The sequence below is a fragment of the Enterobacter sp. BIDMC 27 genome, from assembly GCF_000534415.1.
GTDB classification, from domain to species: domain Bacteria; phylum Pseudomonadota; class Gammaproteobacteria; order Enterobacterales; family Enterobacteriaceae; genus Enterobacter; species Enterobacter hormaechei_C.
In genome coordinates, this window is record NZ_KI973178.1 from 307370 (window position 1) to 323812 (window position 16443).

Annotated in this window: 9 protein-coding genes, 3 tRNA genes, 5 rRNA genes and 3 pseudogenes; 10 read left to right on the forward strand and 10 right to left on the reverse strand. The window is 52.9% G+C overall.

Annotated features, from left to right (window positions below; all coding sequences use genetic code 11):
* The first annotated feature begins 8 nt into the window (after positions 1-8).
* From accC to L463_RS0122470, 9 genes and pseudogenes are all read left to right on the forward strand, one after another.
* Positions 9-1358: an acetyl-CoA carboxylase biotin carboxylase subunit gene (gene accC / locus L463_RS21000; RefSeq protein ID WP_003860388.1), complete on the forward strand. Its 1350-nt coding sequence runs from the start codon at positions 9-11 to the stop codon at positions 1356-1358.
* A gap of 108 nt (positions 1359-1466) precedes the next feature.
* Positions 1467-1709, forward strand: a complete 243-nt coding sequence (locus L463_RS20995) for a YhdT family protein (RefSeq protein ID WP_003860385.1) — start codon at positions 1467-1469, stop codon at positions 1707-1709.
* On the forward strand, positions 1699-3150 hold the full coding sequence (gene panF, locus L463_RS20990; protein WP_032104509.1) for a sodium/pantothenate symporter: 1452 nt from the start codon (positions 1699-1701) through the stop codon (positions 3148-3150). The genes L463_RS20995 and panF overlap by 11 nt, the downstream gene beginning before the upstream one ends.
* A gap of 11 nt (positions 3151-3161) precedes the next feature.
* Complete coding sequence (prmA, locus tag L463_RS20985) at positions 3162-4043, forward strand: 50S ribosomal protein L11 methyltransferase (protein ID WP_015572021.1); 882 nt, start codon at positions 3162-3164, stop codon at positions 4041-4043.
* Positions 4044-4180: 137 nt separating this feature from the next.
* Positions 4181-4921 (forward strand): carbonic anhydrase, encoded by a 741-nt coding sequence (locus L463_RS20980; protein WP_032104507.1) that lies wholly within the window; start codon positions 4181-4183, stop codon positions 4919-4921.
* A 330-nt stretch (positions 4922-5251) separates the two neighbouring features.
* Positions 5252-6217 carry a tRNA dihydrouridine synthase DusB gene (gene dusB / locus L463_RS20975; protein ID WP_013098996.1) on the forward strand — a complete coding sequence of 322 codons (966 nt, stop codon included), beginning with the start codon at positions 5252-5254 and terminating at the stop codon, positions 6215-6217.
* Between the two features lie 23 nt (positions 6218-6240).
* On the forward strand, positions 6241-6537 hold the full coding sequence (gene fis, locus L463_RS20970) for a DNA-binding transcriptional regulator Fis (protein WP_000462905.1): 297 nt from the start codon (positions 6241-6243) through the stop codon (positions 6535-6537).
* 178 nt (positions 6538-6715) lie between these two features.
* Complete coding sequence (locus L463_RS20965) at positions 6716-6880, forward strand: DUF2556 family protein (RefSeq protein WP_003860373.1); 165 nt, start codon at positions 6716-6718, stop codon at positions 6878-6880.
* Between the two features lie 139 nt (positions 6881-7019).
* A pseudogene (locus L463_RS0122470) lies at positions 7020-9103 on the forward strand (putative bifunctional diguanylate cyclase/phosphodiesterase).
* Here the strand turns inward: L463_RS0122470 and L463_RS20960 are convergent.
* A pseudogene (locus tag L463_RS20960) lies at positions 9098-9544 on the reverse strand (acrEF/envCD operon transcriptional regulator); the annotation flags it as partial. The pseudogenes L463_RS0122470 and L463_RS20960 sit on opposite strands and share 6 nt — an antisense overlap.
* A gap of 16 nt (positions 9545-9560) precedes the next feature.
* Positions 9561-10258 (reverse strand): IS1-like element IS1B family transposase gene (locus tag L463_RS20955; protein WP_095033700.1). Its coding sequence is split into 2 segments (ribosomal slippage): positions 9561-10009 and positions 10009-10258, totalling 699 coding nucleotides; the frame shifts between segments, so codons are not numbered across the junction.
* A gap of 56 nt (positions 10259-10314) precedes the next feature.
* On the opposite strand from L463_RS20955, the pseudogene L463_RS0122475 reads away from it, so the two are divergent.
* Positions 10315-10479: pseudogene (locus tag L463_RS0122475) on the forward strand (hypothetical protein); the annotation flags it as partial.
* Positions 10480-10814: 335 nt separating this feature from the next.
* On the opposite strand, the gene rrf (L463_RS20950) reads toward L463_RS0122475, so the two are convergent.
* The 8 genes from rrf (L463_RS20950) to L463_RS20915 form a co-directional block, all read right to left on the reverse strand.
* Positions 10815-10930, reverse strand: a 5S ribosomal RNA gene (gene rrf / locus L463_RS20950).
* 43 nt (positions 10931-10973) lie between these two features.
* Positions 10974-11049 (reverse strand) — tRNA-Thr (locus L463_RS20945).
* 14 nt (positions 11050-11063) lie between these two features.
* A 5S ribosomal RNA gene (gene rrf / locus L463_RS20940) occupies positions 11064-11179 on the reverse strand.
* A gap of 43 nt (positions 11180-11222) precedes the next feature.
* A tRNA-Thr gene (locus L463_RS20935) sits at positions 11223-11298 on the reverse strand.
* Positions 11299-11312: 14 nt separating this feature from the next.
* Positions 11313-11428 (reverse strand): 5S ribosomal RNA (gene rrf / locus L463_RS20930).
* A 70-nt stretch (positions 11429-11498) separates the two neighbouring features.
* Positions 11499-14404 (reverse strand): 23S ribosomal RNA (locus L463_RS20925).
* A 192-nt stretch (positions 14405-14596) separates the two neighbouring features.
* Positions 14597-14672: transfer RNA gene (locus L463_RS20920), tRNA-Glu, on the reverse strand.
* Between the two features lie 84 nt (positions 14673-14756).
* Positions 14757-16298, reverse strand: a 16S ribosomal RNA gene (locus tag L463_RS20915).
* The 16S, 23S and 5S rRNA genes sit together here with 3 tRNA genes alongside, the layout of an rRNA operon.
* Between the last annotated feature and the right edge of the window lie 145 nt (positions 16299-16443).

A 16443-nucleotide genomic window follows, 5' to 3' on the forward strand; every position in this document is an offset into this window, starting at 1 on the left:
AGGCGAACATGCTGGATAAAATTGTTATCGCCAACCGTGGCGAGATTGCACTGCGTATTCTTCGTGCCTGTAAAGAACTGGGCATCAAGACCGTGGCCGTGCACTCAAGCGCGGATCGCGATTTAAAACACGTATTGCTGGCGGATGAGACGGTCTGTATCGGTCCGGCTCCGTCCGTAAAAAGCTATCTGAACATCCCGGCGATCATCAGCGCCGCCGAAATCACTGGCGCGGTCGCGATTCACCCGGGTTATGGTTTCCTCTCTGAGAACGCCAACTTTGCTGAGCAGGTTGAACGCTCTGGCTTTATCTTCATTGGCCCGAAAGCCGACACCATTCGCCTGATGGGTGACAAAGTGTCTGCCATCACCGCGATGAAAAAAGCCGGCGTGCCAACCGTACCGGGCTCTGACGGCCCGCTGACCGACGATATGGATGCTAACCGCGCCCATGCTAAACGCATTGGCTATCCGGTGATCATCAAAGCGTCCGGCGGCGGCGGCGGTCGCGGTATGCGCGTTGTACGCAGCGATGCTGAACTGGCGCAGTCCATCTCCATGACCAAAGCGGAAGCGAAAGCGGCCTTCAGCAATGACATGGTGTACATGGAAAAATACCTGGAAAACCCACGCCACATCGAAATTCAGGTGCTGGCTGACGGTCAGGGTAACGCGATCTATCTGGCAGAACGTGACTGCTCCATGCAGCGTCGTCACCAGAAAGTGGTCGAAGAAGCGCCAGCGCCGGGCATTACGCCTGAACTGCGTCGCTACATCGGTGAGCGTTGCGCCAAAGCGTGTGTCGATATCGGCTATCGCGGGGCGGGTACCTTTGAGTTCCTGTTCGAAAACGGCGAGTTCTACTTCATTGAGATGAACACCCGTATTCAGGTTGAACACCCGGTTACCGAAATGATCACCGGCGTTGACCTGATCAAAGAACAGCTGCGTATCGCAGCCGGTCAGCCGCTGTCCATCAAACAGGAAGAAGTTGTGGTTAAAGGCCATGCGGTAGAGTGCCGTATCAACGCCGAAGACCCGAATACCTTCCTGCCAAGCCCGGGTAAAATCACGCGTTTCCACGCGCCGGGTGGCTTTGGTGTGCGCTGGGAGTCCCATATCTACGCCGGTTACACCGTACCGCCGTATTATGACTCAATGATCGGTAAGCTGATCTGCTACGGCGAAAACCGTGACGTGGCCATTGCCCGCATGAAGAACGCCCTTCAGGAGCTGATCATCGACGGGATCAAAACCAACGTTGATCTCCAGATGCGCATTATGAGCGACGAGCACTTCCAGAATGGTGGGACTAACATCCACTACCTGGAGAAAAAACTCGGTCTGAACGAGAAGTAAGAGACCAGTGTTGCTAAAAGGCCGGATTATCCGGCCTTTTTTATTTCTGGGGATCGCTAAGCCCCATCATGTACAATCCCCGCTTTCTTCATCCACAAGGGACAAAAAATGGACAAACGTTTTGTTCAGGCCCATAAAGAAGCGCGCTGGGCGCTGTGGCTGACCCTTCTCTATCTCGCCGCGTGGTTAGTAACTGCTTACTTACCTGATTCGGCGATTGGCATTACCGGCCTCCCGCACTGGTTTGAAATGGCCTGCCTGCTGCTGCCGCTGGTGTTTATCCTGCTGTGCTGGGCGATGGTGAAATTCATCTATCGCGATATATCACTGGAGGACGATGATGCAGCTTGAAGTCATTCTGCCCCTTATCGCTTACCTGTTCCTGGTGTTTGGCCTGTCGGTTTATGCGATGCGTAAACGTTCGACCGGCACCTTTCTGAACGAGTATTTCCTCGGGAGCCGCTCAATGGGTGGCGTCGTGCTGGCCATGACGCTGACCGCCACGTACATCAGCGCCAGCTCGTTTATCGGTGGCCCCGGCGCCGCTTATAAGTACGGGCTGGGCTGGGTACTGCTGGCCATGATCCAGCTGCCTGCCATCTGGCTCTCTCTGGGCATACTGGGTAAAAAGTTTGCCATTCTGGCCCGTCGCTACAATGCCGTAACGCTGAACGATATGCTGTTTGCCCGCTATCAGAGTCGCTTGCTGGTATGGCTGGCAAGCCTGAGTCTGCTGGTGGCGTTTATTGGCGCAATGACGGTGCAGTTTATCGGCGGGGCGCGTCTGCTGGAGACGGCAGCCGGTATCCCCTATGAAACAGGTCTGGTCATTTTCGGTGTGAGTATCGCGCTGTATACCGCGTTTGGCGGGTTCCGCGCCAGCGTACTCAACGACACAATGCAGGGGATGGTGATGCTCATTGGCACCCTCGTTCTGCTGGTAGGTATCGTGCATGCCGCAGGAGGCCTGAGCCATGCGGTTGAAACCCTGGAAGCGATCGATCCGAAACTGGTCTCACCGCAGGGGGCGGATGACATCCTCTCTCCAACCTTTATGACCTCGTTCTGGGTACTGGTGTGCTTTGGCGTGATTGGCCTGCCCCATACTGCCGTGCGCTGCATCTCATATAAAGACAGCAAAGCGGTGCACCGCGGGATCATTATCGGGACAATTGTGGTGGCGATCCTGATGTTCGGTATGCATCTGGCGGGCGCGCTGGGACGCGCGGTGATCCCTGACCTTACCGTACCGGATCTGGTCATTCCGACCCTGATGGTGAAAGTGCTTCCGCCGTTTGCCGCCGGGATTTTCCTCGCCGCACCCATGGCGGCCATTATGTCGACCATCAACGCTCAGTTGCTGCAAAGTTCCGCTACGATCATTAAAGATCTCTATCTGAATTTGCGCCCTGAACAGGTCGAAAATGAGCGACGCCTCAAGCGTATGTCGGCGGTGATTACCCTGGTGCTGGGGGCGTTGCTGCTGCTGGCCGCATGGCGTCCACCGGAGATGATCATCTGGCTGAACCTGCTCGCCTTTGGCGGGCTGGAGGCCGTTTTCCTGTGGCCGCTGGTGCTGGGGCTGTACTGGGAACGCGCGAATGCCGCGGGTGCATTAAGCGGCATGATTGTCGGGGGCGTCCTGTATGCCGTTCTCGCCACGTTTAAAATTCAGTATCTGGGCTTCCATCCTATCGTGCCTTCGTTACTGGTAAGTTTACTGGCGTTTGTGGTGGGAAACCGTTTTGGTCGACCGGTGCCACAAACTGTCCTGATTTCTACTGACAAATAAAGAGTTTTGCCATGCCGTGGATCCAATTAAAACTGAACACAACCGGCGCGAACGCCGAAGAACTGAGTGATGCGCTGATGGAGGCCGGTTCGGTCTCTATCACCTTCCAGGACACGCATGACACGCCGGTCTTTGAGCCGCTGCCGGGCGAAACGCGCCTGTGGGGTGATACGGACGTTATCGGCCTGTTCGATGCAGAAACCGACATGAAAGAGGTCGTGGCGATTCTGGAAAACCATCCGCTGCTGGGCGTGGGTTTCGCGCATAAAATTGAACAGCTGGAAGACAAAGACTGGGAACGCGAGTGGATGGACAACTTCCATCCGATGCAGTTTGGTCAGCGTCTGTGGATCTGCCCAAGCTGGCGTGAAGTTCCCGATAAAAACGCCGTCAACGTGATGCTGGATCCGGGTCTGGCGTTCGGCACCGGCACCCACCCGACAACCTCCCTGTGCCTGCAATGGCTGGATGGCCTGGATCTGGAAGGCAAAACCGTGATCGACTTCGGTTGCGGATCCGGGATCCTTGCTATCGCGGCGCTGAAACTGGGCGCGGCAAAAGCCATCGGGATCGACATCGATCCGCAGGCGATTCAGGCCAGCCGTGATAACGCCGAGCGTAATGGCGTTTCCGATCGCCTTGAACTGTATTTGCCCGATGCACAGCCAGAGGCGATGAAAGCCGATGTTGTGGTCGCGAATATCCTGGCTGGCCCGTTACGCGAGCTGGCGCCGTTAATCAGCGTGCTGCCGGTTGAAGGCGGTCTGCTGGGCCTGTCCGGTATCCTTGCCAGCCAGGCAGACAGCGTCTGTGAAGCCTACGCCGATCTCTTCGCGCTCGACCCGGTGGTCGAGAAAGAAGAGTGGTGTCGCATCACCGGCCGTAAAAAATAAGCGTTTGGCGTGGTCGTCTGACCACGCCTTTTCCCTTCGGTTTTTTCTCCCGCCTTCTTCCTTTCTTCGATAAAATAACCGCACAAATCATAATGTTACTCATTGATTTGGATAATAAAATTCACAGGAAGAATATGATGAAACACATTTCAGGCAAGGCAGTGCTGCTGGCGCTGAGCATGATTTCGGCTACGGCTTACGCATCACACTGGAGTTATCAGGGAGAAGGCGCACCGGAACATTGGGGCGAACTGGACGAGGCGTACAAGACGTGTAAAAGCGGAATGTATCAGTCGCCGGTCAACATAGATAACACGGTCAAAGCCCACATCTCTCCGCTGGAAACGCACTATATCGACGGCCCGGTCATTCTGACAAACAACGGCCATACTATCCAGGCAAGTGAAAATGCCGATACACGCGACAGCATCACGCTTGATAAACAGCGCTGGACGTTACAGCAGTTCCATTTCCATGCGCCATCCGAAAACACGGTGCACGGTAAAAAATACGCAATGGAAATGCATCTGGTCCATAAAAACGCTGACGGCGAACTGACGGTCGTTGCCGTTATGTTCGATCAGGGCGCGGCAAACACTGAACTGGATAAACTCTGGGGCGTGATGCCTGGACAGGTTGACCAGAACGTAACGATTAAGCCAACCCTCGATATGAATAAATTACTGCCCACGGATAAAACCTACTGGCGTTTTAGCGGCTCTCTGACCACGCCACCGTGTTCAGAAGGGGTGACATGGCTGGTGCTCAAGCACCCGCTGACCGTCTCTGCTGAACAGCTGCAAAAATTCACTCACACCATGCGCCATGAAAACAGCCGCCCGGTTCAACCGCTTCATGGCCGTCTGGTTGTTGAATAAGTCGATTTTTTTACGCTGATATCCTGTGCTGAAATGCGACGCATATCGCAAAGAAGCGCCATAATCTGCTGCTTATAGCAGCAGATTATCCCGGACAATTGATTCATTTATTCAGAAATGATGAGAAGTTACGGGAAATTGTAAGCGCCCACAAAATGTTCATTTATTCATAACACAATGATTTAAATAGCGAATAATCTTATCCAAAAAGAATGACTGGCGATTCCTTGATCTACAACAGAGGATTGTTCAAAGTTTGGCCTTTCATCTCGTGCAAAAAATGCGTAATATACGCCGCCTTGCAGTCACAGTATGGTCATTTCTTAACTCATGCGCATCGGACACCACCAGCTCAGAAATCGCCTGATCGCAGCCCCAATGGCAGGTATTACCGACCGGCCGTTCAGGACGCTGTGTTACGAGATGGGAGCAGGCCTGACCGTTTCCGAGATGATGTCGTCTAACCCGCAGGTTTGGGAAAGCGATAAGTCCCGCCTACGGATGGTGCACATTGATGAACCAGGTATCCGCACCGTGCAAATTGCCGGAAGCGTGCCTGAAGAGATGGCAGATGCCGCGCGTATTAACGTGGAAAGTGGCGCCCAGATTATTGATATCAATATGGGTTGCCCGGCCAAAAAGGTGAATCGCAAGCTTGCAGGTTCAGCCCTTCTGCAATACCCCGACCAGGTGAAGTCAATCCTGACGGCGGTTGTCAGCGCAGTGGACGTTCCTGTTACGTTGAAGATTCGCACGGGTTGGTCGCCGGAACACCGTAACTGCGTAGAGATTGCCCAACTGGCCGAAGACTGTGGCATTCAGGCCCTGACCATTCATGGACGCACTCGCGCCTGTTTGTTCAACGGTGAAGCTGAATACGACAGCATTCGGGCAGTTAAGCAGAAAGTTTCCATTCCGATTATCGCGAATGGCGACATTACTGACCCGCTTAAAGCCAGAGCTGTGCTCGACTATACGGGAGCTGATGCTCTGATGATAGGACGTGCCGCTCAGGGAAGACCCTGGATCTTTCGGGAAATCCAGCATTATCTGGACACTGGGGAGCTGCTTGCCCCGCTGCCTCTGGCAGAGGTCAAGCGCTTGCTTTGTTCGCATGTTCGGGAACTGCATGACCACTACGGCCAGGCAAAAGGGTACCGAATTGCGCGTAAACACGTCTCCTGGTACCTCCAGGAGCACGCTCCAAATGACCAGTTTCGGCGCACATTCAACGCCATTGAGGATGCCAGCGAACAGCTGGAGGCGTTGGAGGCATACTTCGAAAATCTTGCGTAATGAAATAAAGAGCTGACAGAACTATGTTCGAACAACGCGTAAATTCTGACGTACTGACCGTTTCTACCGTTAACTCTCAGGATCAGGTGACTCAAAAGCCCCTGCGTGACTCGGTTAAACAGGCACTGAAGAACTATTTTGCTCAACTGAACGGTCAGGATGTTAATGACCTGTATGAGCTGGTACTGGCTGAAGTTGAACAGCCACTGTTGGACATGGTGATGCAATACACCCGTGGTAATCAAACCCGCGCTGCCCTGATGATGGGCATCAACCGTGGTACCCTGCGTAAGAAACTGAAAAAATACGGCATGAACTAATTTCGATTAGCTAACTGCTTGTTTAAAAAGGCGCTCTTCGGCATGGGGAAGCGCCTTTTTTATCGTCCGGACGGGCAACCGTCAATGCTTTGTAAACCTTCTCTTTCCCCACTTTTCAACGCCCGCTTTTCGTGTATATTTCCAGCAACTTACAGGCTCTCTTTTCACGGAATGACACATGATTCGTAAATACTGGTGGCTGGTCGTTTTTGCTGTCTCTGTTTTCATTTTTGATGCGCTGCTGATGCAGTGGATTGAACTGATGAGCACCGAAACCGATAAATGTCGCAATATGAATTCCGTGAACCCGCTTAAACTGGTCAACTGCTCAGAGCTGGACTAACCGCTTCCATCCTGTCCCCCCCTGTTATCACTCAATAAAAACAGGGATTTAAATCACTTTTCGTCATTTCCTGACGATGATAATGTCTGTGCCCTTTCCAACCGCTCTTGCTTAACGTCTCACAACGAGTGAACAGACCATGCTGGTTAGCCAATACAACCAAATCCTCGTAGTCATCTCCTTTGTTGTTGCCATTCTTGCCGCCTATACCGCGCTGAATATGGCTGCGCGCGTTGCCGGAAGCCAGGGCATCGCTGCACGCGTCTGGCTGGCAGGTGGCGGTGTTTCGATGGGGATTGGCGTGTGGGCGATGCATTTCATCGGTATGCTGGCGATGGATCTTTCCATGAGCATGAGTTACAACGCGGTCCTGACCGTGCTTTCGATGGTTATCGCCATCAGCTCGTCAATGTTTGCCCTGTGGCTCGTTAGCGGCGAGCAGCTACGTTTGCGCCGGCTGCTGCCTGGCGCCGTCGTGATGGGAGCGGGCATTGTTGCCATGCACTACACTGGTATGGCTGCCCTGGAGGTCACACCGGGTATTGTCTGGGATAAAAAGTGGGTGGCTATCTCCGTGGTCATTGCCCTTGCCGCTTCACTGGCCGCTCTTTGGCTGACGTTCCGTTTACGTCAGGAAGCAGCACGAATGGCGTTGATGCGGCTGGGGGCGGCGATCACCATGGGCATCGCTATCGCTGGCATGCATTACGCCGGCATGGAAGCAGCACAATTTCCAATGTCGACGATGGTCCACCATCATGGCATTAACGGGAGCTGGCTGGCGATACTGGTTAGCGTGGTCGCGCTCGCTATTCTGGGGATTACGCTGCTGGTGTCGATGTTCGATGCCCGCCTTCAGGCTCGTACCTCGCTGCTGGCCTCATCACTGGCAGAAGCTAACCGTGAACTCGCACAGCTGGCGTTGCATGATACGCTGACGCGATTACCCAATCGTATTCTGCTTGAGGATCGCCTCGATCAGGCCATCAGCAAGGCCGATCGCGAAGGAAGCCCTTTCGCGCTGATGTTTATGGATCTTGATGGCTTTAAAACCGTCAACGATGCCTATGGTCATGATGTCGGTGACAAGCTTCTGGTTGCGGTGACTCAGCGTTTGCTGTTGCAGCTGAAAGGTCAGTATACGCTGGCGCGTATCGGTGGGGATGAATTCGTCCTGCTGGCCGAAACCGCCACTCCGGATGATGCTGCCTCACAGGCAAATTCACTGGTGCGCGTCATTGATAGCCCGTTCCATCTCGATCCTTATGAACTGATGGTCACCCTGAGCATTGGCATTGCGCTCTATCCACACGATGGCAAAACCGATCGTGAACTGATGTTTAACGCTGATGCTGCGATGTACCACACGAAACATATGGGTCGTAACGGCTATCACTTCTTCCAGCCGTCAATGAATACGCTGGCGCAGACGCATCTACAGCTGATGAATGATCTGTGGCAGGCCATCGACCGTAATGAGTTACGCCTGCTTTATCAACCTAAATTTCACGCCCCTGCCGGGCCAGTCCTCGGGTTCGAAGCGCTGTTACGCTGGCAGCATCCCAAACAGGGTTACTCTCCCCTGACCTGTTTCTACCGCTGGCAGAGAAAACGGGGCTGATTATTCCGATTGGAAACTGGGTAATCGACGAGGCCTGCCGCCAGCTGCGTGAATGGCATCTTCAGGGCCACACGGACTGGTCAATGGCGGTGAATCTTTCTACATTGCAGTTCGAACAGCCGTCGCTGGTTAAAACAGTTCTCGATTGTCTGACGCGCCATAGCGTACCGCCCGGCATGTTGATCCTGGAGGTGACCGAAACCACGGCAATGAACAATCCGGACGAAAGCGTGCGTGTCCTGACAGCGCTGACGGATGCGGGAGTAAAAGCCTCGATAGACGATTTTGGCACCGGTTACTCAAGCCTTCTGTATCTTAAGCGACTCCCCGCCTGCGAGTTGAAAATCGATCGTGCTTTTGTGAAAGAGTTAAGTGGTGAGAGCGAAGATGCGACGATTGTCTCGGCGATTGTCGCCCTGGCAAAAACGCTGAATCTGAAGGTCGTGGCGGAAGGGGTCGAAACCGCAGCGCAGCAAACCTTTCTGACAGAACTGGGATGCAATACGCTACAGGGTTACCTGCTGGGCAAACCGATTACCGCGCAAGCTATTATGGAACAGTGCCAGCACGGGGAGATGTCGCTACCCCGGACGCGGTCATGAGGCTGTATCGTAAACCACTGGCGCCACTCGGGTGATATTTAGTGTCGCCAGAATATTATCCACCAGCGCCGGTGCTTGTTTGTACAGATTAAAATTGTTGCTATCCATTAACCAGTTTTTAATGACACCGCTAAAAAAGGCGTGGAAAACAATCAGCGCCAGTTCAATATTGGTTTGCGAAGAGATAACGTTACGAGCAATGCATCGCTTTAGCGTCTTGCGAAGATAATCATCGTTTAAACCGATCCGCTTTCGTATTTCACATTCTGAAATCACATCGTCATGAAATTCACACTTATGATACAAAATTTGTAAAAGCGCATATTGCCGCGGCTCGCTCGCAATATATTGTAGTGCGACAATAAATTGTTCACGAAGCATTAACAAAGGGTCGTCATTTTCGGAAAGTATTAACCTGTCACGAATCATCTCACGCATCGGCGGTAATGACTCCAACTTATTGATAGTGTTTTATGTTCAGATAATGCCCGATGACTTTGTCATGCAGCTCCACCGATTTTGAGAACGACAGCGACTTCCGTCCCAGCCGTGCCAGGTGCTGCCTCAGATTCAGGTTATGCCGCTCAATTCGCTGCGTATATCGCTTGCTGATTACGTGCAGCTTTCCCTTCAGGCGGGATTCATACAGCGGCCAGCCATCCGTCATCCATATCACCACGTCAAAGGGTGACAGCAGGCTCATAAGACGCCCCAGCGTCGCCATAGTGCGTTCACCGAATACGTGCGCAACAACCGTCTTCCGGAGCCTGTCATACGCGTAAAACAGCCAGCGCTGGCGCGATTTAGCCCCGACGTATCCCCACTGTTCGTCCATTTCCGCGCAGACGATGACGTCACTGCCCGGCTGTATGCGCGAGGTTACCGACTGCGGCCTGAGTTTTTTAAATGGCGGAAAATCGTGTTGAGGCCAACGCCCATAATGCGGGCGGTTGCCCGGCATCCAACGCCATTCATGGCCATATCAATGATTTTCTGGTGCGTACCGGGTTGAGAAGCGGTGTAAGTGAACTGCAGTTGCCATGTTTTACGGCAGTGAGAGCAGAGATAGCGCTGATGTCCGGCAGTGCTTTTGCCGTTACGCACCACCCCGTCAGTAGCTGAACAGGAGGGACAGCTGATAGAAACAGAAGCCACTGGAGCACCTCAAAAACACCATCATACACTAAATCAGTAAGTTGGCAGCATCACCCGACTCTCCATGTGTACCGGTATACGACGATCAGGGCCGACTGGTTCACACCAATACCTGTATGAAGGGCACTACCCAGGATAACTGGGAAACAGCAGGTGCGATTGCTGGTGGCGCCGCGGCAATCGCAGGCCTGACACTCGGTATTGTTGCCCTGACTAAATAAGGCTTCTAAAAGCGCGGCGATGGCCGCGCTTTTATTTTTGCCTGATATAAGAAATGCATACTCCCCATCACGAATAGCATCAGATATTAATTAAATTCAATACGCTACCTTACTCTCCGCTATACCCCATACCTGTACATAACATTTAATTGATTTAACGCTGCTGCGAGCCAGCATAATGCATTCCACAACTTCAGTTTCAGTAGGGTAAAACGCTTTAATACGTCCGTAAGGTATTAATGGCGACAGCAGGAATATCGAATGAGGGAATTGGTTTGGCTGGAGCGATAACGCAAAAAGGCCATCCTTTCGGATGGCCTTTCTACTTGTTTGATGTCTGGCAGTTCCCTACTCTCACATGGGGAGACCCCACACTACCATCGGCGCTACGGCGTTTCACTTCTGAGTTCGGCATGGGGTCAGGTGGGACCACCGCGCTAAAGCCGCCAGACAAATTCTTTTACTTCTTGCCGAACTTTAACCTAAGTATAAAGTGGTGCTGATACCCAGAGTCGAACTGGGGACCTCACCCTTACCAAGGGTGCGCTCTACCAACTGAGCCATATCAGCACGCTAAATTTGATGCCTGGCAGTTCCCTACTCTCACATGGGGAGACCCCACACTACCATCGGCGCTACGGCGTTTCACTTCTGAGTTCGGCATGGGGTCAGGTGGGACCACCGCGCTAAAGCCGCCAGACAAATTCTTTTACTTCTTGCCGAACTTTAACCTAAGTATAAAGTGGTGCTGATACCCAGAGTCGAACTGGGGACCTCACCCTTACCAAGGGTGCGCTCTACCAACTGAGCCATATCAGCACGCTAAATTTGATGCCTGGCAGTTCCCTACTCTCACATGGGGAGACCCCACACTACCATCGGCGCTACGGCGTTTCACTTCTGAGTTCGGCATGGGGTCAGGTGGGACCACCGCGCTAAAGCCGCCAGGCAAATTCTGTTTAATCTGTATCAGGCTGAAAATCGTGTCTGTCTCTTCGCCAAAACAGCTTCGGCGTTGTAAGGTTAAGCCTCACGGTTCATTAGTATCGGTTAGCTCAACGCATCGCTGCGCTTACACACCCGACCTATCAACGTCATAGTCTTTAACGTTCCTTCAGGAGACTCAAGGTCTCAGGGAGAACTCATCTCGGGGCAAGTTTCGTGCTTAGATGCTTTCAGCACTTATCTCTTCCGCATTTAGCTACCGGGCAGTGCCATTGGCATGACAACCCGAACACCAGTGATGCGTCCACTCCGGTCCTCTCGTACTAGGAGCAGCCCCCCTCAATTCTCCAGCGCCCACGGCAGATAGGGACCGAACTGTCTCACGACGTTCTAAACCCAGCTCGCGTACCACTTTAAATGGCGAACAGCCATACCCTTGGGACCTACTTCAGCCCCAGGATGTGATGAGCCGACATCGAGGTGCCAAACACCGCCGTCGATATGAACTCTTGGGCGGTATCAGCCTGTTATCCCCGGAGTACCTTTTATCCGTTGAGCGATGGCCCTTCCATTCAGAACCACCGGATCACTATGACCTGCTTTCGCACCTGCTCGCGCCGTCACGCTCGCAGTCAAGCTGGCTTATGCCATTGCACTAACCTCCTGATGTCCGACCAGGATTAGCCAACCTTCGTGCTCCTCCGTTACTCTTTGGGAGGAGACCGCCCCAGTCAAACTACCCACCAGACACTGTCCGCAACCCGGATTACGGGTCTACGTTAGAACACCAGCCATTAAAGGGTGGTATTTCAAGGTTGGCTCCACGCAGACTGGCGTCCACGCTTCAAAGCCTCCCACCTATCCTACACATCAAGGACCAGTGTTCAGTGTCAAGCTATAGTAAAGGTTCACGGGGTCTTTCCGTCTTGCCGCGGGTACACTGCATCTTCACAGCGAGTTCAATTTCACTGAGTCTCGGGTGGAGACAGCCTGGCCATCATTACGCCATTCGTGCAGGTCGGAACTTACCCGACAAGGAATTTCGCTACCTTAGGACCGTTATAGTTACGGCCGCCGTTTACCGGGGCTTCGATCAAGAGCTTCGCGTTGCCGCTAACCCCATCAATTAACCTTCCGGCACCGGGCAGGCGTCACACCGTATACGTCCACTTTCGTGTTTGCACAGTGCTGTGTTTTTAATAAACAGTTGCAGCCAGCTGGTATCTTCGACTGATTTCAGCTCCACCCGCAGGGGCTTCACCTACACATCAGCGTGCCTTCTCCCGAAGTTACGGCACCATTTTGCCTAGTTCCTTCACCCGAGTTCTCTCAAGCGCCTTGGTATTCTCTACCTGACCACCTGTGTCGGTTTTGGGTACGATTTCGTGTTACCTGATGCTTAGAGGCTTTTCCTGGAAGCAGGGCATTTATCACTTCAGCACCGTAGTGCCTCGTCATCACACCTCAGCGTTAACAAGGTACCGGATTTACCTGGAACCTCCGCCTACATGCTTAAACCGGGACAACCGTCGCCCGGCTGACATAGCCTTCTCCGTCCCCCCTTCGCAGTAACACCAAGTACAGGAATATTAACCTGTTTCCCATCGACTACGCCTTTCGGCCTCGCCTTAGGGGTCGACTCACCCTGCCCCGATTAACGTTGGACAGGAACCCTTGGTCTTCCGGCGAGCGGGCTTTTCACCCGCTTTATCGTTACTTATGTCAGCATTCGCACTTCTGATACCTCCAGCATGCCTCACAGCACACCTTCAACGGCTTACAGAACGCTCCCCTACCCAACAACGCATAAGCGTCGCTGCCGCAGCTTCGGTGCATGGTTTAGCCCCGTTACATCTTCCGCGCAGGCCGACTCGACCAGTGAGCTATTACGCTTTCTTTAAATGATGGCTGCTTCTAAGCCAACATCCTGGCTGTCTGTGCCTTCCCACATCGTTTCCCACTTAACCATGACTTTGGGACCTTAGCTGGCGGTCTGGGTTGTTTCCCTCTTCACGACGGACGTTAGCACCCGCCGTGTGTCTCCCGTGATAACATTCTTCGGTATTCGTAGTTTGCATCGGGTTGGTAAGCCGGGATGGCCCCCTAGCCGAAACAGTGCTCTACCCCCGAAGATGAATTCACGAGGCGCTACCTAAATAGCTTTCGGGGAGAACCAGCTATCTCCCGGTTTGATTGGCCTTTCACCCCCAGCCACAGGTCATCCGCTAATTTTTCAACATTAGTCGGTTCGGTCCTCCAGTTAGTGTTACCCAACCTTCAACCTGCCCATGGCTAGATCACCGGGTTTCGGGTCTATACCCTGCAACTTAACGCCCAGTTAAGACTCGGTTTCCCTTCGGCTCCCCTATACGGTTAACCTTGCTACAGAATATAAGTCGCTGACCCATTATACAAAAGGTACGCAGTCACCCCATAAAGAGGCTCCCACTGCTTGTACGTACACGGTTTCAGGTTCTTTTTCACTCCCCTCGCCGGGGTTCTTTTCGCCTTTCCCTCACGGTACTGGTTCACTATCGGTCAGTCAGGAGTATTTAGCCTTGGAGGATGGTCCCCCCATATTCAGACAGGATACCACGTGTCCCGCCCTACTCTTCGAGTTCACAGCAAGTGTGCTTTCGTGTACGGGACTATCACCCTGTACCGTCGGACTTTCCAGACCGTTCCACTAACACACAAGCTGATTCAGACTCCGGGCTGCTCCCCGTTCGCTCGCCGCTACTGGGGGAATCTCGGTTGATTTCTTTTCCTCGGGGTACTTAGATGTTTCAGTTCCCCCGGTTCGCCTCGTTAACCTATGTATTCAGTTAACGATAGTGCAACGGATTGCACTGGGTTTCCCCATTCGGACATCGCCGGGTCAAAGGTTCATATCACCTCGCCGACGCTTTTCGCAGATTAGCACGTCCTTCATCGCCTCTGACTGCCTGGGCATCCACCGTGTACGCTTAGTCGCTTAACCTCACAACCCGAAGATGTTTCTTTCGATTCACCATCGACTTGCGAAAATTTGAGAGACTTGAACACACATGAGCTGTGTGTCGTTTCAATTTTCAGCTTGATCCAGATTTTTAAAGAGCAAATATCTCAAACATGACTCGCAAGTCAGTTTTGAGATATTAAGGCAGGTGACTTTCACTCACGAACCAGCAAGTGGCGTCCCCTAGGGGATTCGAACCCCTGTTACCGCCGTGAAAGGGCGGTGTCCTGGGCCTCTAGACGAAGGGGACGTACAGTCTCAATCGCAAGACGCCTTGCTATTTACTTTTCATCAGACAATCTGTGTGAGCACTGCAAAGGCAGGTTCTTTAAGGTAAGGAGGTGATCCAACCGCAGGTTCCCCTACGGTTACCTTGTTACGACTTCACCCCAGTCATGAATCACAAAGTGGTAAGCGCCCTCCCGAAGGTTAAGCTACCTACTTCTTTTGCAACCCACTCCCATGGTGTGACGGGCGGTGTGTACAAGGCCCGGGAACGTATTCACCGTGGCATTCTGATCCACGATTACTAGCGATTCCGACTTCATGGAGTCGAGTTGCAGACTCCAATCCGGACTACGACGCACTTTATGAGGTCCGCTTGCTCTCGCGAGGTCGCTTCTCTTTGTATGCGCCATTGTAGCACGTGTGTAGCCCTACTCGTAAGGGCCATGATGACTTGACGTCATCCCCACCTTCCTCCAGTTTATCACTGGCAGTCTCCTTTGAGTTCCCGGCCTAACCGCTGGCAACAAAGGATAAGGGTTGCGCTCGTTGCGGGACTTAACCCAACATTTCACAACACGAGCTGACGACAGCCATGCAGCACCTGTCTCAGAGTTCCCGAAGGCACCAAAGCATCTCTGCTAAGTTCTCTGGATGTCAAGAGTAGGTAAGGTTCTTCGCGTTGCATCGAATTAAACCACATGCTCCACCGCTTGTGCGGGCCCCCGTCAATTCATTTGAGTTTTAACCTTGCGGCCGTACTCCCCAGGCGGTCGACTTAACGCGTTAGCTCCGGAAGCCACGCCTCAAGGGCACAACCTCCAAGTCGACATCGTTTACGGCGTGGACTACCAGGGTATCTAATCCTGTTTGCTCCCCACGCTTTCGCACCTGAGCGTCAGTCTTTGTCCAGGGGGCCGCCTTCGCCACCGGTATTCCTCCAGATCTCTACGCATTTCACCGCTACACCTGGAATTCTACCCCCCTCTACAAGACTCTAGCCTGCCAGTTTCGAATGCAGTTCCCAGGTTGAGCCCGGGGATTTCACATCCGACTTGACAGACCGCCTGCGTGCGCTTTACGCCCAGTAATTCCGATTAACGCTTGCACCCTCCGTATTACCGCGGCTGCTGGCACGGAGTTAGCCGGTGCTTCTTCTGCGGGTAACGTCAATCGACAAGGTTATTAACCTTATCGCCTTCCTCCCCGCTGAAAGTACTTTACAACCCGAAGGCCTTCTTCATACACGCGGCATGGCTGCATCAGGCTTGCGCCCATTGTGCAATATTCCCCACTGCTGCCTCCCGTAGGAGTCTGGACCGTGTCTCAGTTCCAGTGTGGCTGGTCATCCTCTCAGACCAGCTAGGGATCGTCGCCTAGGTGAGCCGTTACCCCACCTACTAGCTAATCCCATCTGGGCACATCCGATGGCAAGAGGCCCGAAGGTCCCCCTCTTTGGTCTTGCGACGTTATGCGGTATTAGCTACCGTTTCCAGTAGTTATCCCCCTCCATCAGGCAGTTTCCCAGACATTACTCACCCGTCCGCCACTCGTCAGCAAAGCAGCAAGCTGCTTCCTGTTACCGTTCGACTTGCATGTGTTAGGCCTGCCGCCAGCGTTCAATCTGAGCCATGATCAAACTCTTCAATTTAAAAGTTTGATGCTCAATGAATTAAACTTCGTAATGAATTACGTGTTCACTCGTTGAGACTTGGTATTCATTTAGTGTCCGAAGACATTAAGAATCCATGTCACTTTGAGTGCCCACACAGATTGTCTGATAAATTGTTAAAGAG

Bases quoted from the DNA above. Each gene is read 5' to 3' on its own strand.
- accC (WP_003860388.1), top strand. From the start codon at position 9: ATGCTGGATAAAATTGTTATCGCCAACCGTGGCGAGATTGCACTGCGT.
- L463_RS20995 (WP_003860385.1), top strand. From the start codon at position 1,467: ATGGACAAACGTTTTGTTCAGGCCCATAAAGAAGCGCGCTGGGCGCTG.
- panF (WP_032104509.1), top strand. From the start codon at position 1,699: ATGCAGCTTGAAGTCATTCTGCCCCTTATCGCTTACCTGTTCCTGGTG.
- prmA (WP_015572021.1), top strand. From the start codon at position 3,162: ATGCCGTGGATCCAATTAAAACTGAACACAACCGGCGCGAACGCCGAA.
- L463_RS20980 (WP_032104507.1), top strand. From the start codon at position 4,181: ATGAAACACATTTCAGGCAAGGCAGTGCTGCTGGCGCTGAGCATGATT.
- dusB (WP_013098996.1), top strand. From the start codon at position 5,252: ATGCGCATCGGACACCACCAGCTCAGAAATCGCCTGATCGCAGCCCCA.
- fis (WP_000462905.1), top strand. From the start codon at position 6,241: ATGTTCGAACAACGCGTAAATTCTGACGTACTGACCGTTTCTACCGTT.
- L463_RS20965 (WP_003860373.1), top strand. From the start codon at position 6,716: ATGATTCGTAAATACTGGTGGCTGGTCGTTTTTGCTGTCTCTGTTTTC.